Genomic DNA, 25,629 nt, shown 5'->3' with positions numbered 1-25,629 from the left:
CAAGAGCTAATCTTGCACCGCCACTTTATCGTTTCTCCAAGGGATAAGAGCTGGAGTGCGTCTTCCAATAGCTTGCATAGCAACATTTTGATTGGGAAAATGCAATAAATCTATTGCTTTTATAAAAATCCGTTACTATAATGACAGTTGTCGCGGTTTTATTTACCACAGTAAAGTAATAAATCCGATTGACATACTTGGTTAACGTGATATGATAGCAATTAGAATATATGATATAAGAAAAGTTAAAGGGAGAGAGAAGCATGAAACAATGGGGTAAAATTTCTTTGACAGCACTTCTTCTAGTAGTACTATTGGTTGTTGCTGCTTGCGGCAACAAAGCTAACAATGAAACAGCTAACGAAGGAGCTGCAACAGAGACGCCTGCTGCAACCAATGCAGGAGCAGCTTCTGGGAATAGTGAGCTAGACGCACTGAAAGGCAAAAAAATTGCGCTCGTGATGCAGTTTAATACAGGTACTTTCTCCTCGCAGTATGTTGAAGGTGTACAGGAACAAGTGAAGAAATTCGGCGGAGAAGTAACCGTATTCGCTTCGGATAACGATCTTGCTAAGATGTCTTCTAATCTTGATGCAGCAATCAACCAAGGTTATGATGGTATTCTGATTGACCACGGACAAGCAGCTGCTCTTGAAGCAGGCGTGAAGAAAGCGGTAGAAAAAGGAATTTCGGTAGTTGTATTCGATGCAGACGTGAAAGTTGATGGCGTACCGGTTCTTCAACAGGATGACCAAGCAATGGCAGATCTTACTCTGGAGCAGTTGGCTAAAGATGCAGGCAGCAAAGGAACAATCGTTAAGGTATGGGTAGCAGGCTTCGCACCAATGGAGCGTCGTCAAGTTGCCTACAAAGCATTCCAAGAGAAGTATCCTGACATCAAAGAGATTGCTGCATTCGGTAACGCGAACAACCCAGCAATCGATACACAAGCACAAATGGAAGCTATTCTGAAGCAATACCCGAACAAAGGCGATATTACAGCAGTCTGGGCAGCATGGGATGAATTCGCTAAAGGCGCTTCACGTGCCATTCAACAAGCTGGCAGAACTGAAATTAAAGTATATGGTATTGATATGAGTGATGAGGATCTGCAAATGATTCAAGATCCTGCGAGCCCTTGGATTGCTTCTGCAGCTGTTGATCCAAAGGATATCGGACGTGTACAAGTACGTACGCTTTACAAAGAGTTCAAAGGGGAAGAGAACGAGCCTGTCATTGTATTGAAGCCTGTATACGTACACCGTGATCAATTGCCAGAAGAAAAAGTAAACACAACGCAATTGGCAGAATACATCGAAGGATGGGGCAGCAGCGATCAAGCGTACGAAGATTGGATGAAAGAACTGGAAGGCACGAATGAATAACTAAGTAGTCGGTTATACGGGACGCTGGAGAGGTGCAGACGATGAGCGTAATCAAACAACTTCAAATGAAGGGGATCCGGAAAACTTTTTCCGGCGTCCCCGCCCTCCAGAGCGTCGATTTCACTCTGCAGAGTGGTGAAGTTCATGCTCTGCTTGGTGCTAATGGAGCCGGTAAGAGCACACTGATGAAAATTTTGTCAGGTGCATATAGCCAAGATGAGGGAATCGTGACTATTGACGGACAGCAAGTTCATATTGAATCACCCGGGGATGCCAAACGATTGGGCATCCATTGTGTTTATCAGGAAGTAGATACCGCTCTAGTATCACAGCTAAGCGTAGCAGAGAATGTTATGCTTGATCGAATCTCAGCTGCCGAAAGCAGCTTATGGCTGAACTGGGGCAAGCTCGAGAAAGAGGCGGAGACGACACTCGCTCGTCTAGGTGCTGCCATTCCAGTACGCAAGAAGGCTGGAGACCTAAGCCTGGCCGAGAAGCAGCTGGTGCTTATTGCTAGACTGCTCACGGAGAAAGCCAAATACGTTATTTTCGACGAACCGACCGCACCGCTAAGCCTTGATGAAGCGGAGCGGTTATTCCGTGTCATAGGACAATTGAAGCAGGATGGAATTGGCATCGTATTTATCTCCCATCGTCTTCCCGAAATTTTCCGTATCTGTGATCGGATAACGGTCATGCGTGATGGAGCGAAGGTCATGACCGAGAACAGCAGCGATGTAACGATGGAGGAAGTCGTACAGGCGATGCTGGGACGTGTCTTTACGGAGGAATATCCGAAGGCTCAGGCAGCCATCGGTGATGCGCTTCTTCAAGTATCGAATATCAGGCAAGGCCATCGTGTGCGTGATGTAAGCTTCGATGCACGGAGTGGGGAAATCGTTGCGATAGTGGGGCTGGTTGGTGCCGGCAAGACGGAGCTGTCACGACTGCTCTTCCGCGCTGACAAAGCTGATGGAGGAACGATTACAGTTGGCGGCCAAGTCATTAAAAATGGCGAGCCGGCAGATGCTCTTGCAGGGGGAATCGTGCTTGTGCCAGAGGAACGCCGAAGCCAAGGTATTCTCGTAGAAGAATCGGTAGCTCGGAACCTAAGTCTCCCGATTCTAAAGGCATTGTCGCGCTTCGGGTTTATATCAGGCAGGAAAGAGCTGAACAATGCCGAAGCGGTTATCGGCAAATTAGGTATTAAAACCTCTTCTCCTGCACAGAAGACAGCTTTCTTGAGCGGCGGCAATCAGCAGAAGGTATCCATTGGCAAATGGCTTCCGACGGATGCCAGTGTCTATTTGTTCGATGAGCCGACCAAAGGTGTTGATATTGGAGCGAAGAGCGACATATTCCGAATTATCGGCACACTAGCGGTACAGGGAAAAGCGATCGTGTATTTGACCTGTGAGTTTACAGAGGCACTCGGCATTGCCGACCGGATATTAGTGATGTGCGACGGTACGCTGGTGAAGGAATTCAGCAGAGGCGAAGCCACGCAAGAACTGCTGATGCTGCATGCCAGCGGCGGGGAGGGAGAGCAAGCATGAAGGAAAATACGTTAAACTTCATATTTAAATATGGTTCATTGATCGTTATCGCACTCGTAATCTTGTTCTTCTCATTATGGGACGAGCATTTCTTCACTTATGCCAATCTATCTGACATTCTTAGATCGATCTCCATCGTTACATTCGTAGCCATTGGAGTGACATTCTCACTGACAGTCGACGGTTTCGACTTATCTGTAGGGTCTACAGTTTCACTTACGACTGTGGTGACAGCAGCAATGATGGTGTGGTACCAACAGCCTCTTATCCTGGTTATTGTGGTGGCTCTTCTCATTGGCGCCCTTGTCGGCTTGCTGAATTCCCTGCTCATTGTCCGCATCCGTATTCCGGATTTGCTGGCAACTCTGGCAGTTATGTATATTGTGGCAGGTATTCACAAGACGTATACGAAAGGCTATTCGATCTATAACAACATGCCTATGCCTGATGGCTCAACAGCGCCAGGCACATTCGATCCGTCCTTCTTATGGCTCGGTCAAGGTAAAATTCTCGGTGTTCCCGTTCCAGTCGTATTGATGGTCGTCGCCGTTATCGGCGTGCATCTGTTCTTCAAATATACGAAGTGGGGCCGTCAGATGCATACCACAGGCGGTAACGAAGAGGCTGCTAGACTCTCAGGCGTTCGCGTTCGCCGCGTCCGTATGGCAGCTTACATCGCGTCTGGTGTGTTCGCTGCTATCGGTGGTATTTTATATGCGGCTAGGGTAGGAACCGGTCAGATTGATGCAGGAGCACCTATGATGATGGAAGCTGTAGCGGCTGTATTTGTCGGTTATTCTGTGTTCGGAGCAGGCAAGCCTAACGTGATTGGTACCTTCTTCGGAGCCATCCTGATTGGGGTGCTGCTCAACGGTATGACCATGATGAAGGTGCAGTATTATGCGAATGATATTGTCAAAGGCACGGTGCTTGTGCTTGCACTTGCTGTTACTTTCATCCATCTGTCCAGACGCCGGAATAGCTGACCTAGTAACTGAAAATAAATGAAAACGGCCTAAACCGTGTGAACTACTTGAAATTGCCAAACGGCTGTATTACTATAGGTTTGTTCAAAGATAAGATAAAAAGGTATATTTTTGAAGTTTTCAGTGAATAAGAGGGATAAGATGACTCTCAATTACCTTCAGGGAGGTGAAACAATGAATAAAACTGATTTGATTTCCAAAGTAGCTGAATTGTCTGATCTGTCTAAGAAAGATGCAACGAAAGCAGTAGATGCTGTATTCGATGCTATTTCCGATGCTCTTCAGAGCGGTGACAAGGTTCAACTGGTAGGCTTCGGCAACTTCGAGGTTCGTGAACGCCAAGCCCGTAAAGGACGCAACCCGCAAACTGGTGAAGAGATTGATATCGCAGCAAGCAAAATGCCTGCTTTTAAACCCGGTAAATCTCTTAAAGACCTCGTGTCCAATTAAGTATAAGTATAACGAATTAAGTTCCACACAAGCGTCCGGACGATAACGTTCGGGCGCTTTCGTTATAGTGGGGGCTTAGCGGAACTGCTGCTTTACAAGTAGGTAGGACCCTTTTATAATGAATAATACTGACCAAGGCATACCTATGGTATGTTAGCTGTACAAGGAGGGTTTACAGATGGAACCTAATCAAGGTGATTACATAGTCATAAAAGCAAAAGATCAAGGTGTTCAAGTCATCGGCTTGACACGAGGGCAAGATACGAAGTTCCATCACACTGAGAAGCTGGACAAGAATGAAATTATGATCGCCCAGTTCACTAATCATACCTCTGCCATTAAGATTCGCGGCAAAGCCATTGTTATGACGAAATACGGTACGATGGAAACCGATCAATAAGATTGCATAAAGCACAGCCAGAACCAAGACTCCCTCCTGCCAACGAGCAGAATGGGAGTTTTTTTGTCTGCAGGCATAGCTTTCTGTATTTGGTTGTACAATGGGATATGGGGATATTCAGGTTCGTCCATATTTGAGTGTACAAGTACATATGTTCAAATACAGCCTGCTGCATGGAGGAATAGAGGATGCGTATCTTAAAACCATATATGGTAGCATTTGCTGCAACGCTGGTAATTACCTTATCGCTGTCCTGGCTGCCTCATTCCGGCGAAGCACCATGGAGGAGCAAGGAAGAGGTTGCAGTCTTTCATCCTGCTGCAGTCAAGAGGCTCAGCAATAGCAATCTTGTGGATGTCATAGTTGGTCTACAGCTGTCTGGACGTATCACGAAGGTGGAGTGGGATCATGCGATCCTCTCGCTCGAATTCATGGTCGATAGCGATACCGAGACACCCGCCGAGCAGTGGTTCGATGATATGGAGAAGATCATTCGGTTATCCTTTATACAGATGGAGAATGTCAATCGACTGCTTATTCGGTTCGTAGATACGGAAACGCAGGTACCCATTAAGTCCAGCTTGCTGTTCGCAGCCGATGTCAGAAGAACGGACAGCTGGCTGTATGATCAATTCGATCATTTGAGCAGCGCTGATCCTCTGCATGACGACTTGTGGAAAAAAAGGCTGCGGATCAGTTTCACTTCTGCTTGGGAAAAGAAATATGGCCGCGTTAACAGTTACACGGCTGTACCGCTGCAATCCTCATAATAACATGCTAATGAGCTGCAGCGAGATGCAGTGGGCTGAATCGTATGCTCTTTCATAAAGTTGTGCTATAATAGTTTAGATTATTGAGCGGCGATATCTGCTTCTCTCTTCGGAGGCTTACCCCATGAAACCATACCGTGTCCATGAAATTGCAAAAAAATATGTAGATTATGACATGATTCAGCTTCACACAGAACTACCAGCTTACCCAGATGCTCGGCTCAGGCTGACGTACTTATTTCTCAATCAGCAGCATGCCATAGAAAACAACAGTGAGCTGTACACGCTTGCTGCATCGCTCGTGCAGCTCGGGATGGATACGCATGATCTGATCGACACGGAAACGGACAAACGACTAGAGCAGGAAATGCGCTCTCGGCAGATGCAGGTGCTTGCAGGCGATTACTTCAGTACGCATTTCTATCAGCTATTGTCTGGAGCTGGTCAAGTGGAGATGGTTGCGAGGTTAAGTGCAGCTGTCTGCGAGGTTAATCGATTGAAAATGAACTTATACTTAACTATGAAGCAGAACAAATTATCCGCTGAGCACTATTTGAATCAAATGGTGGAGCTCAAGAGTGAATTATTCCAGGTGTTTGCCGAGATGCTTGAGGGCGTATTCGCCAGATTGTGGTCGGAGCTGCTGAACGGACTCAGCCGCTGTGAAGTTATTCTGGAGGAACTATCCAGAAGCAAATCGCCGAGCCGGTTTCATATGAGCTGGGCTTATTGGCATGTTCTGGAGGAAGGTACGGAGGAAGAGAAAGCGCAGCTCGAAGCGGGTCTGGGAGATCTGACTCTCATTCACCTCTTACTAGAGAAGTATGATATCAGCGGGAAGCTGAGAGCGAGGCTTGTATTAGCAGTCAATGGCGTGCGCTCGGCTGCCTCTAAACTCGGAACGGACGAGCTTGTCAGTGAACTATATCAGATTACAGAGACGTTCCTGGGCAGCCAGGAAGAAACGACTGCTGTTGTTAACGAATTGAGGTGACGGAAGCAAAGATGGATACGAACTCGAAAGAGCATGTACATGCTGTATTTGAGAGCATCGCTCCCAAATATGATTTAATGAATGATCTACTTAGCTTCCGCAGGCACAAGGCTTGGCGGAAGTTTACGATGCGCAAAATGAATATCCAAAAGGGCGAGACAGCGCTCGATCTTTGCTGTGGAACCTGCGATTGGACCATAGCACTTGCTGAGGCAAGCGGTACAGGCCATATCACGGGTCTTGATTTCAGCCAGAACATGCTTGATGTGGGTGCAGTTAAGATTAATAAACAAGGACTTAACAAGCAGATCACTTTAATTCAAGGCAATGCGATGAAGCTTCCCTTCGATGATAATTCTTTTGATTACGTAACGATTGGATTCGGACTAAGGAATGTCCCTGATTTCCTACAGGTGCTTGAGGAGATGGAGCGCGTCGTTAAGCCGGGCGGACAGGTTGTATGCTTGGAGCTGTCCAAGCCGGATTGGCAGCCATTCAAGTTCGTGTATTATTTGTATTTCGAGCGGATATTGCCGCTGCTCGGCAAACTGGTAGCTAAGAGCTTCCAGCAATACAAATGGCTCCCGGACTCCCTGAAAGTTTTCCCTGACCTTAAGCAATTATCGGAGTTATTCCGCAAGGCAGGTCTTGGGCAAGTGAAAGCATTCCCTCTAACGGGGGGAATCGCTGCACTGCATTTAGCTACAAAGGAGAAGAAGCAGCAATGATTCGCAAACTACGAACTATTCTAGAAATGATCAAATTTGAACACACCGTGTTCGCATTGCCTTTTGCTTTTATGGGTGCCGTGCTCGGTGCCGTTGTGATGGAGAAGCGATTGCCTACTTGGGCTGAGATTGGCTGGGTTGCTCTTGCCATGTTCGGAGCTCGCAGCGCTGCGATGAGCTTGAATCGACTAATCGACAAGGCGATTGATCTGCGTAACCCGCGTACGGAGAGCAGAGCTTTACCAGCTGGACTATTGAAATCAGCGGAAGTGCTGCTATTCATCATCGTTACCTTCGCCATTCTCTTTATCGCTGCTGCGAATCTTCATCCGATAGCAATGAAGCTTATGCCGATAGCAGTTGTATTGCTTGTGCTGTATTCTTACACGAAGCGCTTTACTTGGCTGTGCCATGTCGTGCTTGGATTAACGATTGGCTTATCTCCTCTAGGTGGATGGGTTGCTGTTACAGGCTCCTTCGACATAGCAGCGTGGATTCTCTATATTACCATAGCACTATGGATTGCCGGCTTCGATATTGTATATGCCACACAGGATTTTGAGTTTGACCGCAAATCAGGCGTACATTCGATACCAGCTCGATTCGGAATCGCGAAGGCTTTGTGGATTGCAAGAGCATTCCACATCGTTACGGCAATCGGATTTATGACTTTATTCTGGTTAACAGACCTCAGCTGGGCATACTTAGCAGGTACGATTCTTTCAATCCTTATTTTGTTCTATCAGCATTTCCTTGTTAAGCCAGATGATCTGTCCCGTGTTCAACTGGCCTTCTTCGGGATGAACGGAACGTTAAGCGTGGTATTGTTCGTGTTCACAATATTTGACTTGCTGGTGCTTCACCAGTGGTAGGCCTGCCAGTGTCCAGCAAGCGCAAGCGTTGGGTGGTCGGTATAACAGGTGCCAGCGGTTCCATCTATGGCATTCGCCTTATTGAGGAGCTGTTAAAAGCTGACTACCTCGTACATCTGGTCGTTACGGAAGCGGGCTGGCGTGTTCTGAAGGAAGAGCTTGGCTGGGAGGCTGCACGCAGGCAAGCGGCTATTGAACAGCATTTCGGCAGCGCACTGGATTCCGGCACACTCATCTTCCATCCGAATGCTGATATAGGCGCAACGATTGCAAGCGGCTCCTTCCGAGTAGAAGGCATGGCAGTCGTTCCTTGCTCGATGGGAACACTGGCGACTATCGCGCATGGCATATCGGATGATCTGCTCGCAAGGGCGGCGGATGTTATGCTGAAGGAAGGCCGCAGGCTAATTCTCATGCCGAGGGAGACTCCGCTGCATGCGATTCACCTAGAGAATATGCTTGCCTTATCGCGCTTAGGTGTTACGATGATTCCAGCTATGCCGGCTTTTTATAATAAGCCTCAATCGATGGATGAGATGATTAATTTCATGGTTGGAAAAGTGATGGACAATATGTCCATCGAGCATGACCTGTACAGAAGATGGGGAGATGAACAGCATGAGCATCAATCCTAATGAGCCTCTCGTCGTCGGACGAATTGATTATGCCAATGCCTGGCCGTTGTTTCATCATTTAGACAGCTTCATCAGCGATTCTAAGACAGATATTCAAGTCGTATCGAAGGTGCCTGCACAATTGAACCAGATGCTGCAGGAAGGCGGCTTGCAGGTATCTGCGATTTCTTCTTATTCCTATGGGAAGAATAGTGAGGACTATGTACTTCTGCCTAACCTCTCAGTTGGTTCAGAGGGCAATGTGCATTCAATATTGTTATTTCTGAAGGAGCCCATTGAGACGAATCCTCCTAAGCGCATCGCGGTTACGACGACCTCAGCAACTTCGGTTAATCTGCTCAAAATATTAATGACGAAGTATTATGAGCTCGATCCCGTATATGAGGCGGCCGAGCCTGATTTGGAACATATGCTGGCGAACGCCGATGCAGCTCTGCTCATTGGGGATACGGCCATTCATGCGTCCTGGGAAGAAAAAGGCAGACAAGTGATTGATCTTGGTGGTGTGTGGAATGCGTGGACGGGGCTTGCCATGACTTACGCGGTAGTCGCTGCTCGCAAGGAAACCGCCGATTTGTATCCATCAGAACTAAGCTCTCTCTACGATGCGTTGCTTGCCAGCAAGCATAGGAGCTTAAGTGATTTAACACCATTAGTCGATAAAGCATGCTCAGAGCTGGGAGGAACTCCTGCTTATTGGAACATGTATTTCAAGAACCTGCAGTACCATTTTGGTCGCAAGCAGCAGGAAGGTCTTACTTTGTACTTCCGATATGCACAGGAGCTTGGGCTTCTTGAGAAGGATGTAGCTCTAAGGTTTATATATGAAGACGAATCTGCCGAATAGGTGAAGGAATGAAACTACTAGACATTTTTGCGAAATTAAAAGGTGATATTAGCCAGATCGAACAAGAGCTTGAGCGCAGTGTCACATTCGATGATGCTGTCCTAAGCGAAGCCTCGCTTCATCTGCTCAAAGCAGGGGGGAAGCGGCTTCGGCCCGTTTTTGTTCTCTTGTCAGGCAAGTTCGGCCAATATAACCTTGATGTATTGAAGAAAATAGCGGTTCCGCTTGAACTCATACATATGTCCTCCCTTGTGCATGACGATGTTATCGATGATGCATCTACTCGGCGTGGTCAATTGACGGTTAAGTCCAAGTGGGACAACCGTATTGCCATGTATACGGGAGATTATATTTTTGGCAAGGCGCTGACGATTGCTACAGAAATTAAGAATCCTTTTATTCATCAGATGCTCGCAAAAGCGCTAGTCCAGATGAGTATTGGAGAGATGGAGCAAATCCGATTCTTCTTCAATACCGATCAGAGCATTCGAAATTATCTGCTTCGTATTCGGCGGAAGACGGCTCTTCTCATCGCTGTAAGCTGTCAGCTTGGAGCAGCAGCCTCAGAAGCAGATAGGAAGACGGTTAATGCAATGTACCGGTATGGTTATAATGTCGGTATGGCTTTCCAGATTCGTGATGACTTGCTCGATTTGTTCGGAACACAGAAGCAGATTGGCAAGCCGCCAGGCTCGGATATTCGTCAAGGCAATATTACACTGCCTGTCATTCTGGCCCTTCAGGATGTCAAGGTGCGTGAGCCGCTGCTACTAGAAATTGCACGAATCAAGCAATTCAATGGAGAAGTGGATACGAAGTCAGCTATAGCGCTTATTAAAAGCAGCAGTGGAGTTCAGATCGCTGACCAGATGGCTACAAGATATATTGAAAAAGCTCTTCATGCATTAGAGGATTTGCCAAGCATCGGGGCGAAGAAGAACTTGATCGATATTGCACACTTTGTCGGCAAACGTAATTACTAAGCTGTGAATGAAAGGGAGGATAATGATGGAACAAACATTTCTGATGATTAAACCTGATGGCGTCCAACGCGGATTAATCGGAGAGATCGTATCCAGATTCGAGAAGAAGGGCCTGCAGCTCGTAGCTGCTAAGTTCATGGCTGTTAGCCGCGAGCTTGCTGAACGTCATTATGCCGAGCATGAAGGAAAGCCTTTTTATGAGCCGCTTCTTGATTTTGTAACCTCCGGCCCTGTATTTGCGATGGTGTGGAAAGGTGATAACGTTATTGCATTAACAAGAGCCCTCATTGGGAAGACGAATGCGGTTGAGGCTCAACCTGGAACGATCCGTTCAGACTATGCCATACATACCAATCTTAATTTGATTCATGGCTCTGACTCTGCAGAGAGTGCAGCTCGAGAAATTGGCATATTCTTTACTCCCGATCAACTAGTAGAATACGAACATACGATGCAGCGCTGGATCTAAGACCAGAAGGACGCTGCCATAACGGGGGGCGCATATGTCACAGGATGTTGATTTCGAAACCTTTGTCAAGAAGATGAAGGAAAAGACGAATATCGATCTATCGCAGTACAAGGAAGCGCAGATGAAACGCAGGCTCACGACGCTGCGACAAAAGCATGGCTTCGATACCTTCGAGCTCTATTGGCGAGCGATTGAGAACAACCGCAGCTTATTGAATGAATTCCTTGATCGGATGACGATCAATGTATCTGAGTTTTGGCGCAACCCGAATCGTTGGGAAGTGCTGCAGCAGCAGTTCTTCCCACAAATGCTGCAAGGCGGCTCGAATATTAAGGTATGGAGTGCGGCATGTTCAACGGGTGAAGAGCCTTATACCATTGCAATGATTTTGTCTGAGCTGAATGCTCTAGGCCGTTCGAAGATTATTGCGACTGATCTTGATGCTGTTGTGCTTCAGAAGGCAATGGAGGGGCAATATTTGGAGCGTTCATTGCGTGATGTGCCAGCGAATTGCAAGGACAAATATTTTAAGGCGGAGGATGGCGCATTCGCTATCTCTGAGCATCTGAAGCAGGCGATTACATTCAAGCAGCAGAATCTGCTCCATGATACGTTCGACAGCACATTTGATCTCATTGTCTGCAGGAACGTCATGATCTATTTCACAGAAGAAGCCAAGCACTTATTGTATCATAAATTTGCCCAAGCCCTTCGACCTGGCGGACTCTTGTTCGTTGGCAGTACGGAGCAGATTTTCTCACCTTCTCAGTACGGCTTCGAGACGGCAGATACATTCTTTTATAGACGAAGCTTGAAATAATGTATATGGCTTTCCAACTTCTCCAATACTAGTGCTAAGAGACACTGCTATGGAGGATGACAATGGACAAGCGAAAAGTAATTAATGCGTACCGAAGCGGATTCGTATCCATTCAGGAATGTGCGCAAATTCTTGGGCTGGACAACCGACAAATGTCTGGTCTTGTGAATGATCCACGGCTGGCGGCAGAGTCAGCGGCTCTGCTCGTCAAACGCTCAGTGAACAGCTAGACAACAGGTCAATATTAAAGGTAAGGCAGGCGATATGCCTGCCTTTTTTGTTGCGTCTAAGGGTGCCGCAGCTAGGGTAGCATTTCTTGTCAAACTATCGAGGCTGTACTATAATGAGCAAAGATGTTTCGGGGAAGCTGGCGCAGTAAAGGCTAGCTTGAAGGAGGAGCTTTAAGTTGAGTTTACGTTATTTGACAGCGGGAGAAACACATGGTCCCCAATTGACTGCTATTATCGAGGGACTGCCAAGTAATCTGACCATTAATTTCGAGGAAGTCAACTTTCAGCTAGAGCGCCGTCAGAAGGGTCATGGTCGCGGCCGTCGGATGCAAATCGAGAAGGATAAGGCGAATATTGTCGGAGGCGTTCGTCATGGACGGACAACTGGCGGACCAGTAGCTCTTATCGTAGAGAACAATGACTGGAAGCATTGGACTAATGTTATGAATATCGAGCCTATTGAAGGCGGAGATGAAGAGAAACGCCGGGTGCATCGTCCAAGACCAGGACATGCGGACCTGAATGGCGGATTGAAATATAATTTGAAGGATCTACGTAATGTGCTGGAGCGCTCCAGTGCACGCGAGACTGCAGCTCGTGTAGCAGTCGGAGCTGTGGCTCGTCAGCTGTTGTCTGAGTTCGGCATCAAGGTAGCGGGCCAAGTGATTCGCATCGGCGAGATCGAAGCGCCAGCTAATCAGCTGCCGGTTGATGAATTGATCCGACTGACGGAGGAATCTCCTGTACGGGTCGTTGATAAAGAGACGGAAGAGAAGATGACAGCTTATATCGATCAGATCAAAGCTGAAGGCGATTCCATCGGTGGAATTGTGGAGTGTATTGTTGAAGGTGTGCCTATCGGACTTGGCAGCCATGTGCAATGGGATCGCAAGCTGGATTCTCGCATTGCTGGGGCAGTCGTATCGATCAATGCGTTCAAGGGCTGTGAGATCGGTATCGGGTTTGAGGCGGCTAAGCTTCGCGGTTCTCAGGTGCATGACGAAATTCTATATGATGAAGAGAAGGGGTATATCCGCGCATCTAACCGTCTAGGCGGGTTTGAAGGCGGGATGACGAATGGTGAGCAAATCGTCGTGCGCGGCGTGATGAAGCCGATCCCTACGCTCTACAAGCCTCTTCGCAGCGTTGATATCGACACGAAGGAGCCTTTCACTGCACAAGTGGAACGTTCGGACAGCTGCGCGGTTCCTGCGGCAAGCGTCGTAATGGAGCATGTTGTGGCATGGGAAGTTGCGAGAGCCTTCCTGGAGAAGTTCGGTGGGGATTCAGTAGAAGAGATTCGCGCGAACTTGAATAACTACTTAGAACAATTAGGACGGTACTAATATGAGGGAGCTTAAGGTTGAATTAGGTGAACGCTCGTATCCCATATATATCGGGGAGGGTCTCTTGGAGGAGGCTGCTTCTTACTTCATTAAGCATGAGATTAGTACCAAATCTCCGCTTCTTATTATTACAGATACGAGGGTAGCTCCAATTTATTTGGAGAAGCTTGTGAATCAGCTGCGGGCTGGAGGGTATATGGTCGCAAGCGCGGTTGTTCCTAACGGTGAAGGCTCCAAATCCTTATCCCAGCTGGAGCAGCTTGTAACAAAAGCTCTAGAGGCTGGACTTGACCGCAAGTCTACAATCGTTGCACTAGGTGGCGGTGTAGTAGGTGATCTTGCAGGCTATGTTGCCGCATCGTATATGCGCGGAATTAAGTTCGTACAGATTCCAACGACGATATTGGCGCATGACAGCAGTGTTGGCGGCAAGGTTGCGGTCAACCATCCATTAGCCAAGAACATTATCGGTGCCTTCCATCAGCCTGAATTGGTGCTCTATGATCTGAAAACACTTCAATCTCTGCCGTCCCGTGAGGTAAGCGCTGGCCTAGCTGAGGCTGTGAAGCATGGACTGATCTGGGATGCTTCCTTCGTAAAGTGGTTTGAAGAGAATGCGGATAAGCTTCTAGCTCTAGAGCCGGATGCGCTTGGCTATGCCCTATACAAAGGTTGCAGCGTGAAAGCCTCCGTAGTCTCACAAGATGAGAGAGAGAATGATTTGCGCGCTATCTTGAACCTAGGTCACACGATTGGTCATGCTATTGAAGCTGTAGGGGGCTACAATAAGGTTCTGCATGGCGAAGCCATTGCTATTGGTATGGTCGGGTCAGCAAAGCTTGGCGTACGTTACGGGGCATCTGAAGAGGTGTACACGGTTACGAAGCGAGTGCTTGCGAAGTGTGGACTGCCTGTTATACTACCGGCTGAATACGATGTGGATGCGATTATGGATGCCATGATGCATGACAAAAAGTTCAGTGAGAGCACGATGGTGTTCGTCGTACCAACAGCAATCGGAGAAGTTGAGATCAAGAAGGACGTCCCTGCAGCATGGATCAGGGAAATCGTCGAGCAATTGAAAGAGGAGGCTTAAGCAGCATGAGTGTTAGAGGAATTCGCGGTGCGATAACCGTAGATGTGAATGAGCAGCAGCTGATATTAAAAGCAACGCTTGAGCTGCTTAATCAAGTTGTACAAGAAAATGCAATCGTTCCTGAAGATATTTGCAGTCTATTAATTACGGTTACGAATGATCTGGATTCCACCTTCCCGGCAAGTGCAATTCGCCAAATGTCAGGCTGGGAGCTTGTACCCCTTATGTGTGCGCTTGAGGTTCCGGTTAAAGGCAGTCTAGAGCGTTGTATCCGCTTCATGCTGCTCGTGAACACAGACAAAGGCCAAGCCGAGATCAATCACGTATACCTCGGCGGGGCCAAAGCGCTTCGTCCTGATTTATCAAAAGCATAGGTTGACGATTAGCGGAATCGTGTTGTATATTGAGACATGACAGTGAGCATAGATTAGTGAGCATTTAGTAGGTAAGCAGGCTTTTAGTTGAGTAGAGATGAGTAGAGCAGAGCAGAGTGCAGTACAATAGAGACTACGTTCCATAGGGGCGAGGATTATTTCTTATTTTCCTTGATCATTGACGCCCTTGGTCTATTCTTTATTTGTGCGCAATCACTTTCGTTATCATCTTAATCAACGCCCCTGCTTCGGCAGGGGCTTTTTTTGTTATAACCCACCCGAAGAAACGGTGCCAGCTCTCGCAAGGCTTTCATTGTGGTAGTCAGTGCAGCGAAGAAGACGTAATCACTCTGGAGAAGCGTAGCGTTCGCCTTTGTCCACGAATTTCAACCGCTGAAGCGGTCTGAAATGAAGAAATTCGTGGACAACAGCGATCGGAAGAGTGATTCGTCTACGTAGCGGACACTGCATCCGGTAAAGCTTGCCAAGCAAAACCTTTAGGAGGACCTCTAATGAACAGTGAACTGCAACAAGTAAAGAAGCTTGCCGGATCTTATAATCTTATCCCAATAGTCCGCTATATGATGGCGGATACGGAAACGCCAATTCGCTTATTCCAGCATTTTGCCAAAGAAGATCATGCGTTTCTGCTCGAAAGCGTAGAGGGCGGAGTGAAATGGGCCAGACATTCCTTCATTGGCACAGACCCATTCATGATGCTGTACGGCAAGAATGGCGAGATGGTGCTGGAGCATAACGGTGTGAAGCAAACGTTCGGTGATAAGCCGATTGAGCTTCTCAAAGGGCATTTGCGCTCGTTCCGCAGTCCGGCGATGCCAGACCTGCCACCATTTACTGGGGGAGCAATCGGTTTCTTCGGCTATGACCTACTGCAATATTATGAGAACCTTCCAGCTCATCGGATTGATGATCTCCAAATGAATGATCTGCAGTTCATGTTCTGTGATCAGGTTATTGTATTCGATCACTTCAAGCAGCAGATTCAAATAATCGGCAATGTTCATATTCCGCAAATTGCAACGGATTCTGCCATTGAAGAAGCCTATGCGCGTGCGACAGCGAAGATTGATGCCACCATTGAAAGGCTGCAGCAGCCGATTGCGATCCCGGTTACGACAGGGGCATCGACGGCGGTCGATCCGGAGCTAGGACATATCGAGTCCAACTTGACCAAAGAACAGTTCATCGCCAATGTGGATAAATCCAAAGAATACATTCGTGCAGGAGATATTTTCCAGGTGGTGCTATCCCAGCGCTTCAATATTGAGACAGACATTGATCCGCTTCATGTATATCGTGTATTGCGCACGATGAATCCATCTCCTTACATGTATTATTTGAAAATGGGAGAAGAGGTTATCGTCGGTACGTCGCCTGAGGCGCTAGTGAAGGTGAACGGTGACAAGCTGGAGACGAGGCCGATTGCCGGAACACGGCCTAGAGGACGCACGCCGGAGGAAGACAAGGCGCTGGAGCTGGAGCTTCTAGCTGATGAGAAGGAGCGGGCTGAGCATCTCATGCTTGTTGATCTGGGCCGTAACGATATCGGACGCGTATCTGAATTCGGATCGGTACGCTGCGACTCCTTCATGGAGATCGAGCGCTACTCGCATGTGATGCACATCGTATCGAATGTGTCTGGCAAGCTTCGTGAGGATAAAGATTTCTTCGATGCTTTCTTGTCCTGCCTGCCAGCAGGAACGGTGTCAGGAGCTCCGAAGCTTCGGGCGATGCAGATTATTGCTGAGCTTGAGAATGAAGCGCGCGGCGCATATGCAGGGGCTATCGGTTATCTAGGCTTCGGTGGCTCAATGGACACTTGTATCACAATTCGTACCATTATATTCAAGAACGGCAGAGCCTACGTGCAGAGCGGAGCAGGCATCGTATGGGACTCCGTTCCAGAGAGTGAATATATGGAGACCGTCAACAAAGCGAAAGCGCTGCTCAAAGCAATCCGTGCGGCAGAGATTATTTTCGGCAAAAAAGCTGCGGATACGGCTAGTGCAATTAACACCGATTATTATGTGAGCTCTGGGGAGGTGCCTAGACCATGACTCTAATAACCCAAGCTGTGACAATGGCAAGCGCGCTGAATAAGCTGATCGGCAGTGCTGATCTCACTAGGGAAGAATCCCGAGGTGTGATGGAGATTATTATGAATGGGGAAGCTACACCGGCTCAGATTGCTGGTGTAGTTACGGCTCTTCGGATGAAAGGCGAAACCAAGGAAGAAATTACAGGATTTGCTGAAGTGATGAGAGCTCATTCCAGTCATGTGCAGACGAAACAGGAAGGGCTGCTGGATACTTGCGGAACAGGCGGATCAGGCATTCATAAGTTCAATATCTCGACAGCTTCTTCCATCATTGCTTCTGCAGCTGGCATTCGTGTTGCCAAGCACGGCAATCGGGCAATGTCTGGCAAAGCAGGAAGCGCAGATGTTCTTGAAGCTCTTGGCGTTCAAATTACGCTTACGCCGGAGCAAGCGTCCGAATGCTTGAATCGGATTGGGATCTGCTTTATGTTCGCGCAGCTGTATCATCCATCCCTGAAGCATGCCGCAGTTCCTCGTCGAGAGCTGGGCATTCGAACGATCTTCAATATGCTTGGCCCGCTAACGAATCCTGCTGGAGCGGACCGTCAGCTTCTCGGATTATATGATTCGACGAAGACGGAGACCGTAGCGGAGGTGCTTGGAGAGCTAGGCGTCAAGAGAGCGATGGTTGTAAGCAGTCTTGATGGATTGGATGAGATCAGTATTTCTGCCCCAACCCAAATATCAGAGCTTCTTGATGGTCAAGTTCGCACGTTCGAACTTACGCCAGAGGAGATGGGCTTATCCCGTTATCCCATTGAAGAAGTCATGGGCGGCAGCGCTCAGGAGAACGCTTCGTTAATTCAGGCTATATTCAGCGGGGAACAGCGTGGTGCTTATCGAGATATAGTGCTGGCTAACGCGGGTGCTTGTATATATGTTGGAGGCATGGCAGAGACGCTTGCTGAAGGTGCGGCAATAGCAGCCGAAGTCATTGATTCGGGTAGATCCGAGCTGCAGCTGCGTAATCTCATACAAACGACAGGAGAGTTGACACATGTTTCTGGATAAAATCGTAAATACCAAGCGGAATGAAGTCGGACTGCTTGCTGATCAATTCCATCTGTCTGAATACGAACGTCAAATTTCGGAGCTGTCTGCATGCCGTGGCTTCGAGAAGGCGCTCACCACTGGGCGTAAGAGAGAGCTCGGTCTGATTGCTGAAGTGAAGAAGGCTTCGCCTTCGAAAGGTCTGATTCGGGCAGATTTTCACCCGGCAGAGCTTGCACTCGCTTATGAACGTGCAGGTACAGATTGCATATCAGTGCTGACCGATGTTGATTATTTTCAAGGCTCGAACGAGTATCTGACGTTAATCCACAATACCGTTCAAGTGCCGCTCCTGCGCAAGGATTTCATTATTGATTATCGTCAAGTGTACGAAGCTCGCCTAATTGGCGCAGATGCAATTCTGCTCATTGCAGCGATCCTGACGCAAGCGGAGCTGTCTGAATTATATGACATAGCTAAATCGCTCGGTATGGATGTGCTTGTTGAAGTGCATAACCGCGAGGAGCTGGAGCAAGTGCTCGAGCTGGATAAAGCAACGCTCATTGGGGTTAATAACCGTGATTTGAAATCATTCGTAACCGATCTCCATACAACAGAGCAGCTGATTGGCCTCATGCCGAAGGGTGTGACGGTCATTAGTGAGAGCGGCATTGCAGGTACAGCTGATATGGATTATTTGAAGTCCGTTGGTGCCCAGGGCGTCCTTATCGGAGAGCATTTCATGCGTCAACCGGATGCTGGCCAAGCGATCATTGATCTCATGGGAACGGTGAAGGGCTAATGACGGATATCCCGCGTATCAAAATATGTGGATTGAAGGATACCGATACGATTGCTGCAATGGATGGTCTGCCTATTCATGAGATAGGCTTTGTCTTTGCTCCAAGCAAGCGGCAGGTTGAGCCTGCTCTTGCGGCAGAATTAATTAATGCTGCACAACAGCTGCGAACAGCGGACGGCTTGAGGCCGCAGACGGTTGGCGTATTCGTTAATGCTGATCTTGAGCAGCTGCGCGAGATTATTGCAGTTGCCCCGCTTGATGTTATTCAGCTGCACGGACAGGAAACCCCCGAGCTTGCGCATTCCATTAAGAATGCACTGCCGGTAAAGGTTTGGAAAGTGTTCTCTATTGGCGGACAGTCTGATGACGGTACAAAAGCTGCTGATAAGCTTGCTCCATATAAGGGTGCTGTCGATGCTGTCCTAATTGATACAGCGGGCGGCGGTACTGGTCAGACCTTCGATTGGGGCGTAATCGCGCAATATAGAGAGGCTGCCATTGCAATAGGAGCGCAGCTCTATGTTGCTGGAGGTCTGCATGAAGGCAATGTGAATGAGCTGCTGAGCGGGTATACTCCCGATGGTATAGATGTGTCTAGCGGTGTGGAGACAGAAGGACGCAAGGATATTTTCAAAATCAGACAATTTGTTGGGAAGGTGTTGGCATAATGACTCAGCTGCCAGATGACAAAGGACGCTTCGGTAAGTTCGGTGGACGTTACGTACCGGAAACACTAATGAACGCGCTCCTCGAATTAGAAGAAGCCTACAAACACTACTCTAAGGACGCTCAATTTCAGGATGAGATTCGTTACCTGCTGCATAAATATTCTGGCCGTCCTACGTCGCTCTATTACGCAGAACGCCTCAGTGAGCATCTGGGCGGAGCCAAAATATACTTGAAGCGTGAGGATCTTAACCATACTGGTGCCCACAAAATAAACAATACGATTGGTCAAGGTGTACTTGCCAAGCGGATGGGTAAGCCGAAGATTATTGCCGAGACCGGCGCTGGACAGCACGGTGTAGCTTCGGCTACAGTAGCTGCGCTGCTTGGGCTTGAGTGCAAGGTATTCATGGGTGAAGAAGATACGAAGCGTCAGCAGCTGAATGTATTCCGAATGAAGCTGCTTGGTTCTGAAGTAGTGCCTGTACTGTCCGGTACGCGTACGCTCAAAGATGCTTGCAATGAGGCTCTTCGTTACTGGGTCAGCAATGTGAATGACACGTATTACATTCTAGGCTCAGCAACAGGACCACATCCTTATCCGATGATGGTAAGGGACTTCCAACGGATTATAGGCGATGAAGCTCGTCAGCAGATTCTGACTGATGAAGGAAGGCTTCCCGATTATGTTGTTGCAGCAGTTGGGGGCGGAAGCAATGCAATCGGCATTTTCTATCCGTTCATTGAGGATGATTCCGTTAAGCTTATCGGAGTTGAGGCCGCAGGGCGCGGTGTAGATACGGATGAGCATGCAGCGACCATGACCAAAGGCAGTCACGGCGTATTCCAAGGCTCGCTCAGTTATTTGCTTCAGGACGAACATGGGCAAGTACTACCGGCGCATTCGATTTCGGCTGGACTTGATTATCCTGGCATAGGTCCGGAGCATTCTTACTTGAAGGATTCGGGTCGTGCTGAGTATGTTCCGATTACGGATGCGGAGGCTCTAGAAGGCCTGCAGCTGCTGTCACGCACAGAAGGCATCATTCCTGCCCTAGAGTCGGCGCATGCCATTGCACAGACGATGAAGCTTGCTCCAACGCTGAATAAGGACCAAGTAATCGTCGTCAGCTTATCTGGCCGTGGCGATAAAGATGTAGAAGCCATTATGGGCTATCTCGGAGGTGCGAACAATGAATCTCATTGATTCTACATTTGCAAGACTTAAGGAAGAGGGGAAAACAGCTCTCATTCCATTTATTACAGTTGGTGACCCGGATGTTCAGACTACAATCGCCATTGTCCAAAAGCTGGAGGAATCTGGTGCAGATCTGATTGAGCTGGGTGTTCCTTACTCCGATCCGCTTGCTGATGGTCCAGTCATTCAGCGAGCCTCTGAACGGGCATTAATCAATCGCATCTCGATTAGAGATGTGATTGAGACAGCTGCTGCTGCACGTGAAGCAGGGGTCAAGCTGCCTTTCATTCTGTTTACTTACTTCAATCCGGTGCTTCAGTTCGGACTTGAAGCATTCATGAAGCTGGTGAAACAGAAGGGGATTGACGGACTTATTATACCTGATCTGCCGATTGAAGAGGATGAGGAGGTTCGTCAGTTGGCTGAGGCAGCGAATGTGCATTTGATTCCGCTTGTCGCACCGACTTCCAAGGATCGTGTCGTACGTATCTCTCGCAAGGCCCGCGGCTTCGTCTACTGCGTATCGTCGCTTGGCGTAACCGGTGTACGTGCTGACTTCCACACCGGCATTGACGAATTCCTTGCAACTGTACGTGAAGCGACCGATCTGCCGATTGCCGTAGGATTCGGAATATCAAGCCGTGAGCATGTAGCTCGGTTCTCGAAGCAATGTGATGGTGTTGTTGTAGGCAGCGCAATTGTTCGCAAAATCGAAGATACTCTTCCGATGCTTGCGGATTCCGACCAGCGTGAAGCTGGACTGAAACAGATAGGCGATTATGTTGCTGAACTAAAGGGTTAATAGAATGAATGGAACAGAGCCTCCTGGCAAGTATGCAGGAGGCTCTATTCACGTTCTAACCCTTTAAAACCGAAACAAGATATGAGACAATAGAGGACATGTACATTGTCTTAGCCATTACTATGAAGAGGTGAACGGCCCATGCAGCCAAAAAGCAATATCATACACCTTCCTGTCTATCAGCCAGGCAAGCCGGTTGAGGATGTTAAGAGGGAGCTTGGATTAACTGAAGTGATTAAGCTTGCTTCCAATGAGAACCCGTTCGGATACTCCGAACAGGCCAAAGCAGCTATTATAAGGGGATTGGACCATATTCCTATTTATCCGGATGGAGCGAGCGTGGAATTAACCGCTGCATTGGCGGAGAAGCTAGGCATTCAATCGAATCAAATTATTTTTGGGACAGGATCAAGCGACATTATTCTGATGCTGTGCCGTGCATTCCTTGCACCTGGTGACGAGACGATCATGGCCGACGAAACCTTCCCGCAGTATAAGCACAACGCGGAAGTGGAGAATGCTCGAATTATAGAAGTGCCCCTGCAAGATGGTAAGCATGATCTAACAGCTATGCTAGCCAAAATAACAGATCGGACGAAGCTTGTGTGGGTGTGTAATCCGAACAATCCAACGGGAACAATCGTCACGCAATCGGAGCTGACAAGCTTCTTAGATAATGTGCCGGCTCATGTCCTAGTTGTACTGGATGAAGCCTATTGCGAATTCGTAGAAGATCCGGATTTCCCTGACGGTGTGAAGCTGCTTGATCAGTATCGCAATGTTATTGTGCTGCGCACTTTTTCGAAAATTCATGGTCTTGCTACGCTTAGAATCGGATATGGTGTTGGACATGCTGACGTTATCCGCTTCATTAATCAAGTGCGTGAGCCATTTAATACTTCACATCTTGCGCAGACAGCAGCGCTTGCATCATTGAAGGATCCGTCCTTCGTTGCTTATACGCATGAACATAACAGAGCAGGCATCGTCTACCTCTGTGAACAGTTCGATCGCCTTGACTTGCCGTATTTCCCTGCCAATGGTAATTTTGTAATGGTCGATGTCAAGCGTTCATCACCTGAAATATTCGATGCTCTGCTGCGTAAAGGCTTCATAGTAAGATCTCGCTGGACTTTCTATCCGACTCACATTCGTGTAACGGTGGGAACGAAAGAACAGAATGAGAAGTTCATTGCGGCTCTAGAGCAAGTATTGCAGGAATCGGCGGTGCTCGGTTAACCATATGGTGAAAATAGCGATATTCGGGGTAGGTTTAATCGGGGGCTCACTCGCTCTCTGCTTCAAAGGCAAGCCGGATCTAACAGTGATTGGCTATTCTAACCGCCAGTCTTCCGTAGAGAAATATATGCAGCGCGGCGTAGTCGATCATGCCACAACGTCAATGCGGGAAGCGGCCGTAGATGCCGACTTTATTTTTCTATGTGTGCCAGTAGGCAATCTGGAACAATATGTGACGGAATTGAACGCATTGCCGTTGAAGCCGGGCTGTGTCATTACGGATGTTGGCAGCACGAAGGCTTCTGTCGTTGAGTGCGGGCGACGTCTCCAGCTTCAGGATGTTTCCTTTATTGGTGGGCATCCGATGGCTGGTTCAGAGCGGTCAGGCGTTGAGGCAGCATCTATACATTTATTCGAGAACGCATTTTATGTATTGACGCCGGATGAAACAACGCCTAGTGATGCTCTGGAGAGGCTGAAAGCCCTGCTCGTGCATACAAGGGCTCATATTGTGAGTGTCGATGCGAAGTCCCATGATGAGATTGTAGGTGCAATTAGCCATCTTCCGCATATTATTGCCGTTGCACTGGTGAACCAGATTAGAGGCTATAGCGAGAGTAATGGTCTATACGAATCGCTTGCAGCTGGAGGGTTCCGTGACATCACAAGAATTGCTGCCAGTGATCCGATCGTATGGCGCGATATTCTAACGAATAATCGCAGTGTGTTGCTTAAGCTCCTTAAGGACTGGAACGCCGAAACGGCTAAATTCGTTGCTATGCTGGAATCTCTTGATGGGGACGGCATAGAGGTAGCATTCCGTCATGCAGGAGACTTCCGCAGCAGATTGCCGGAACGCCGTAAGGGAATGATTGTATCAACGTATGAATGTTACGCAGAAGTAGCTGATCACCCAGGCATTATTGGCAAAATTGCCAGTCAACTCGGTAATGAGCAGATTAACCTGAGCAATATTCAAATCATTGAGAGCAGGGAAGAGGTGCCTGGTGTGCTTAGGCTGTCTTTCCGCACACAGGATGATTTGGATCAGGCAATGGTTCTGCTCAGCAACACGGGATATGCTGTTCATCAATAATAAGTATCACAGCACCATGCGAATAATGAAACGAGAAGGGGAGGCACTCCTAGGGCGTCTCCTCTTTGTTGTGTAATGGGGATTTGCTGCTCGAGCAGGTTCAATCGATTAAAATGACCCAATCCAAGGTTAAAGCGTTTCCAAACTATTTTAATAAAAAATGAAAACGCTTATTGACAACTTGGAAGCGTATACATATAATAAAAGTACAGTATGGTTTCTCTCCACTCCTATCCAAATTCTTCGCACAATGTGCGAACCACCTATTCTAATAATAGGTGGTTTTTTTTTTATATTTAAATTTACTCATTTATCGGACGAATGATGGGGTCTATGATACAATACATAGGGATGTTTCACTTGTTAAATTATGGGTTAAAATCCTTTATGTCGAAAGAAGAAGGAATTTGAGAGCACGACTCGAATTAATGATAGACTCGTATTTTCAGAATTTTTTATGATAAAGACCGCAACTTTTCGCTTCCGGTTCGGTATAAGGTTACATAATCGAACTGGGAAGAAGAATTCGCAGGTGAGGAGGTTCGCCTGTCATGACTGATTCCCAATTAATACGTGAAATCAAAGAAGGCGACATCGAGCTGTACTCTGAGTTGATGCGTCGATACCAACGAAAGATTCTCTCTTTCATCTATCATATGCTTAAGAGCGCGAAGCTTGAGTTACTTGCTGAAGATTTATGCTCTGAGACATTCTATAAAGCTTATCGCAGCCTTCATTCGTTCCGAGAGGTGGATGCTTCTTTCTCGACGTGGCTGTACACCATTGCACGTAACACGGTACTTAGCGAGCTTCGTAAGCAGAAAGCGGCTAACCTTTCACTGGACGATTCGGGTATCGTGCCAACGACTGCTCCGGACTCTGCTCCAGAGCAGCAGGTGCTGCGCAATGAACGAATGGCGATGGTTCGTGAAGCCATTAACAATTTGCCAGAGAAGCAACGCTCGGCACTTATTCTTCGGGAATATGATCAACTGGACTATCAAGAGATTGCGAACATACTAGGGCAGACGGTCAGTTCTGTTAAGTCGCTGCTTTTCCGGGCAAGAGCGAGTGTCAAGACACAGCTTGAGCCTTATTTCGGGGAAGCCTCGATGGTGGAAGAATACGAAGGGATGAAGACGCGATGAAATGCGATGACGTTCAAGATAGGTTTGGCGTCTATTGGAGCTTATCCGAGGACGACGCTGAACGTGAGGCGCTAGAAGCGCATTTATTGGATTGCGAGTACTGCTCCGAACAGTTCCGTCTATGGGAAGAGAGCGAAGAATTGCTGCGCTGTATTCCTGAAGAAGATGAAGCGGTATTCGGTTCAATCGAGCATGTTAATCGCAATGTAATGGAACGCATATACGCGGAACAATCTTGGCTCATACCTGTCGCGCACAAGAGCTATAATTTCTCAAGATCCTTCCGGCGCAATCTGGCTATAGCAGTAGCAGGCTGCATGGCAATGTTTGCTTGCGCGCTAATCTTCTTCATTATTGGGAATGAGCATGGAACATCACCTCAGCAAATGGCTCAATTGACTGGCTTGATGGATACCGCAAATGCGTCTGGAAACGGTTTGGTTATTAGTGCCGAATTCGAGGTGCCTGTAGCAAGCATCAGTGATCCATTCGTCCTGAAGGTAGTGCCTACTTATCCTCAATATTGGGTAGCCTTATCTTTACTGGGCATAATCATAACGTTATTAATATTGAATTGGCTGTCACGAACACGAAACTAACGACATTCAGGGTTCCCCATCGGGAGCCT

At 47.8% G+C, this 25,629-nt stretch carries 28 protein-coding genes; all 28 read left to right on the top strand.

The annotated features are described in order from the left end of the window. The first annotated feature begins 263 nt into the window (after positions 1-263). The 28 genes from AC6ESP_RS05790 (at position 264) to AC6ESP_RS05655 (ending at position 25,600) form a co-directional block, all read left to right on the top strand. Positions 264-1,385, top strand: a complete 1,122-nt coding sequence (locus AC6ESP_RS05790; protein ID WP_497095740.1) for a sugar ABC transporter substrate-binding protein — start codon at positions 264-266, stop codon at positions 1,383-1,385. Between the two features lie 41 nt (positions 1,386-1,426). Further along, positions 1,427-2,941, top strand: coding sequence for a sugar ABC transporter ATP-binding protein (locus AC6ESP_RS05785; protein WP_497095739.1), 1,515 nt, complete (start codon positions 1,427-1,429; stop codon positions 2,939-2,941). Next, complete coding sequence (locus AC6ESP_RS05780) at positions 2,938-3,927, top strand: ABC transporter permease (protein WP_497095738.1); 990 nt, start codon at positions 2,938-2,940, stop codon at positions 3,925-3,927. The genes AC6ESP_RS05785 and AC6ESP_RS05780 overlap by 4 nt, the downstream gene beginning before the upstream one ends. 174 nt (positions 3,928-4,101) lie before the next feature. Beyond that, positions 4,102-4,377: an HU family DNA-binding protein gene (locus AC6ESP_RS05775; RefSeq protein WP_497095737.1), complete on the top strand. Its 276-nt coding sequence runs from the start codon at positions 4,102-4,104 to the stop codon at positions 4,375-4,377. Between the two features lie 178 nt (positions 4,378-4,555). Continuing rightward, complete coding sequence (mtrB, locus tag AC6ESP_RS05770) at positions 4,556-4,777, top strand: trp RNA-binding attenuation protein MtrB (protein WP_497095736.1); 222 nt, start codon at positions 4,556-4,558, stop codon at positions 4,775-4,777. Between the two features lie 188 nt (positions 4,778-4,965). Further along, positions 4,966-5,547: a hypothetical protein gene (locus AC6ESP_RS05765; protein ID WP_497095735.1), complete on the top strand. Its 582-nt coding sequence runs from the start codon at positions 4,966-4,968 to the stop codon at positions 5,545-5,547. A 124-nt stretch (positions 5,548-5,671) separates the two neighbouring features. Next, entirely contained in the window at positions 5,672-6,541 is an 870-nt protein-coding gene (locus AC6ESP_RS05760; RefSeq protein WP_497095734.1) for a heptaprenyl diphosphate synthase component 1, read from the top strand. An 11-nt stretch (positions 6,542-6,552) separates the two neighbouring features. Then, entirely contained in the window at positions 6,553-7,269 is a 717-nt protein-coding gene (locus AC6ESP_RS05755) for a demethylmenaquinone methyltransferase (RefSeq protein ID WP_497095880.1), read from the top strand. Next, the gene (locus tag AC6ESP_RS05750; protein WP_497095733.1) at positions 7,266-8,141 is read left to right on the top strand and encodes a UbiA-like polyprenyltransferase; all 876 of its coding nucleotides are present in this window, start codon (positions 7,266-7,268) and stop codon (positions 8,139-8,141) included. Before AC6ESP_RS05755 ends, AC6ESP_RS05750 begins: the two co-directional genes overlap by 4 nt. Positions 8,142-8,149: 8 nt before the next feature. Then, positions 8,150-8,776, top strand: coding sequence for a UbiX family flavin prenyltransferase (locus tag AC6ESP_RS05745; RefSeq protein WP_497095732.1), 627 nt, complete (start codon positions 8,150-8,152; stop codon positions 8,774-8,776). Next, positions 8,760-9,623, top strand: coding sequence for a menaquinone biosynthetic enzyme MqnA/MqnD family protein (locus AC6ESP_RS05740; RefSeq protein ID WP_497095731.1), 864 nt, complete (start codon positions 8,760-8,762; stop codon positions 9,621-9,623). The genes AC6ESP_RS05745 and AC6ESP_RS05740 overlap by 17 nt, the downstream gene beginning before the upstream one ends. 8 nt (positions 9,624-9,631) lie before the next feature. Continuing rightward, positions 9,632-10,606, top strand: a complete 975-nt coding sequence (locus tag AC6ESP_RS05735) for a polyprenyl synthetase family protein (protein ID WP_497095730.1) — start codon at positions 9,632-9,634, stop codon at positions 10,604-10,606. A gap of 25 nt (positions 10,607-10,631) precedes the next feature. Beyond that, positions 10,632-11,075 (top strand): nucleoside-diphosphate kinase, encoded by a 444-nt coding sequence (gene ndk / locus AC6ESP_RS05730; protein WP_497095729.1) that lies wholly within the window; start codon positions 10,632-10,634, stop codon positions 11,073-11,075. 34 nt (positions 11,076-11,109) lie between these two features. Beyond that, a complete protein-coding gene (locus AC6ESP_RS05725) occupies positions 11,110-11,895 on the top strand; it encodes a CheR family methyltransferase (protein WP_497095728.1) in 786 nt (261 codons plus the stop codon). Between the two features lie 62 nt (positions 11,896-11,957). Beyond that, complete coding sequence (locus AC6ESP_RS05720; RefSeq protein ID WP_497095727.1) at positions 11,958-12,125, top strand: hypothetical protein; 168 nt, start codon at positions 11,958-11,960, stop codon at positions 12,123-12,125. Positions 12,126-12,301: 176 nt separating this feature from the next. Further along, positions 12,302-13,471, top strand: coding sequence for a chorismate synthase (gene aroC / locus AC6ESP_RS05715; RefSeq protein ID WP_497095726.1), 1,170 nt, complete (start codon positions 12,302-12,304; stop codon positions 13,469-13,471). A gap of 1 nt (position 13,472) precedes the next feature. Next, complete coding sequence (gene aroB / locus AC6ESP_RS05710) at positions 13,473-14,567, top strand: 3-dehydroquinate synthase (RefSeq protein WP_497095725.1); 1,095 nt, start codon at positions 13,473-13,475, stop codon at positions 14,565-14,567. Positions 14,568-14,572: 5 nt separating this feature from the next. After that, a complete protein-coding gene (aroH, locus tag AC6ESP_RS05705) occupies positions 14,573-14,941 on the top strand; it encodes a chorismate mutase (RefSeq protein WP_497095724.1) in 369 nt (122 codons plus the stop codon). 512 nt (positions 14,942-15,453) lie between these two features. Next, on the top strand, positions 15,454-17,019 hold the full coding sequence (gene trpE, locus AC6ESP_RS05700; protein ID WP_497095723.1) for an anthranilate synthase component I: 1,566 nt from the start codon (positions 15,454-15,456) through the stop codon (positions 17,017-17,019). Further along, positions 17,016-18,071: an anthranilate phosphoribosyltransferase gene (trpD, locus tag AC6ESP_RS05695; RefSeq protein WP_497095722.1), complete on the top strand. Its 1,056-nt coding sequence runs from the start codon at positions 17,016-17,018 to the stop codon at positions 18,069-18,071. Before trpE ends, trpD begins: the two co-directional genes overlap by 4 nt. Then, on the top strand, positions 18,058-18,852 hold the full coding sequence (trpC, locus tag AC6ESP_RS05690; RefSeq protein WP_497095721.1) for an indole-3-glycerol phosphate synthase TrpC: 795 nt from the start codon (positions 18,058-18,060) through the stop codon (positions 18,850-18,852). The genes trpD and trpC overlap by 14 nt, the downstream gene beginning before the upstream one ends. Next, the gene (locus AC6ESP_RS05685; protein WP_497095720.1) at positions 18,852-19,520 is read left to right on the top strand and encodes a phosphoribosylanthranilate isomerase; all 669 of its coding nucleotides are present in this window, start codon (positions 18,852-18,854) and stop codon (positions 19,518-19,520) included. Before trpC ends, AC6ESP_RS05685 begins: the two co-directional genes overlap by 1 nt. Further along, positions 19,520-20,725 carry a tryptophan synthase subunit beta gene (trpB, locus tag AC6ESP_RS05680; RefSeq protein WP_497095719.1) on the top strand — a complete coding sequence of 402 codons (1,206 nt, stop codon included), beginning with the start codon at positions 19,520-19,522 and terminating at the stop codon, positions 20,723-20,725. The genes AC6ESP_RS05685 and trpB overlap by 1 nt, the downstream gene beginning before the upstream one ends. Beyond that, a complete protein-coding gene (gene trpA, locus AC6ESP_RS05675) occupies positions 20,712-21,518 on the top strand; it encodes a tryptophan synthase subunit alpha (protein WP_497095718.1) in 807 nt (268 codons plus the stop codon). Before trpB ends, trpA begins: the two co-directional genes overlap by 14 nt. A 141-nt stretch (positions 21,519-21,659) precedes the next feature. Next, positions 21,660-22,757, top strand: coding sequence for a histidinol-phosphate transaminase (gene hisC, locus AC6ESP_RS05670; RefSeq protein WP_497095717.1), 1,098 nt, complete (start codon positions 21,660-21,662; stop codon positions 22,755-22,757). 4 nt (positions 22,758-22,761) lie between these two features. Further along, on the top strand, positions 22,762-23,853 hold the full coding sequence (locus AC6ESP_RS05665) for a prephenate dehydrogenase (protein WP_497095716.1): 1,092 nt from the start codon (positions 22,762-22,764) through the stop codon (positions 23,851-23,853). A gap of 551 nt (positions 23,854-24,404) precedes the next feature. Then, the gene (locus AC6ESP_RS05660; RefSeq protein ID WP_497095715.1) at positions 24,405-25,001 is read left to right on the top strand and encodes an RNA polymerase sigma factor; all 597 of its coding nucleotides are present in this window, start codon (positions 24,405-24,407) and stop codon (positions 24,999-25,001) included. Beyond that, complete coding sequence (locus AC6ESP_RS05655) at positions 24,998-25,600, top strand: anti-sigma factor family protein (protein ID WP_497095714.1); 603 nt, start codon at positions 24,998-25,000, stop codon at positions 25,598-25,600. Before AC6ESP_RS05660 ends, AC6ESP_RS05655 begins: the two co-directional genes overlap by 4 nt. The last annotated feature ends 29 nt before the right edge of the window (positions 25,601-25,629 follow it).

This window comes from Paenibacillus xinjiangensis, assembly GCF_059686975.1.
Note: the sequence above shows the minus strand (reverse complement) of the source record. Positions and strands in the feature narration are given on the sequence as shown.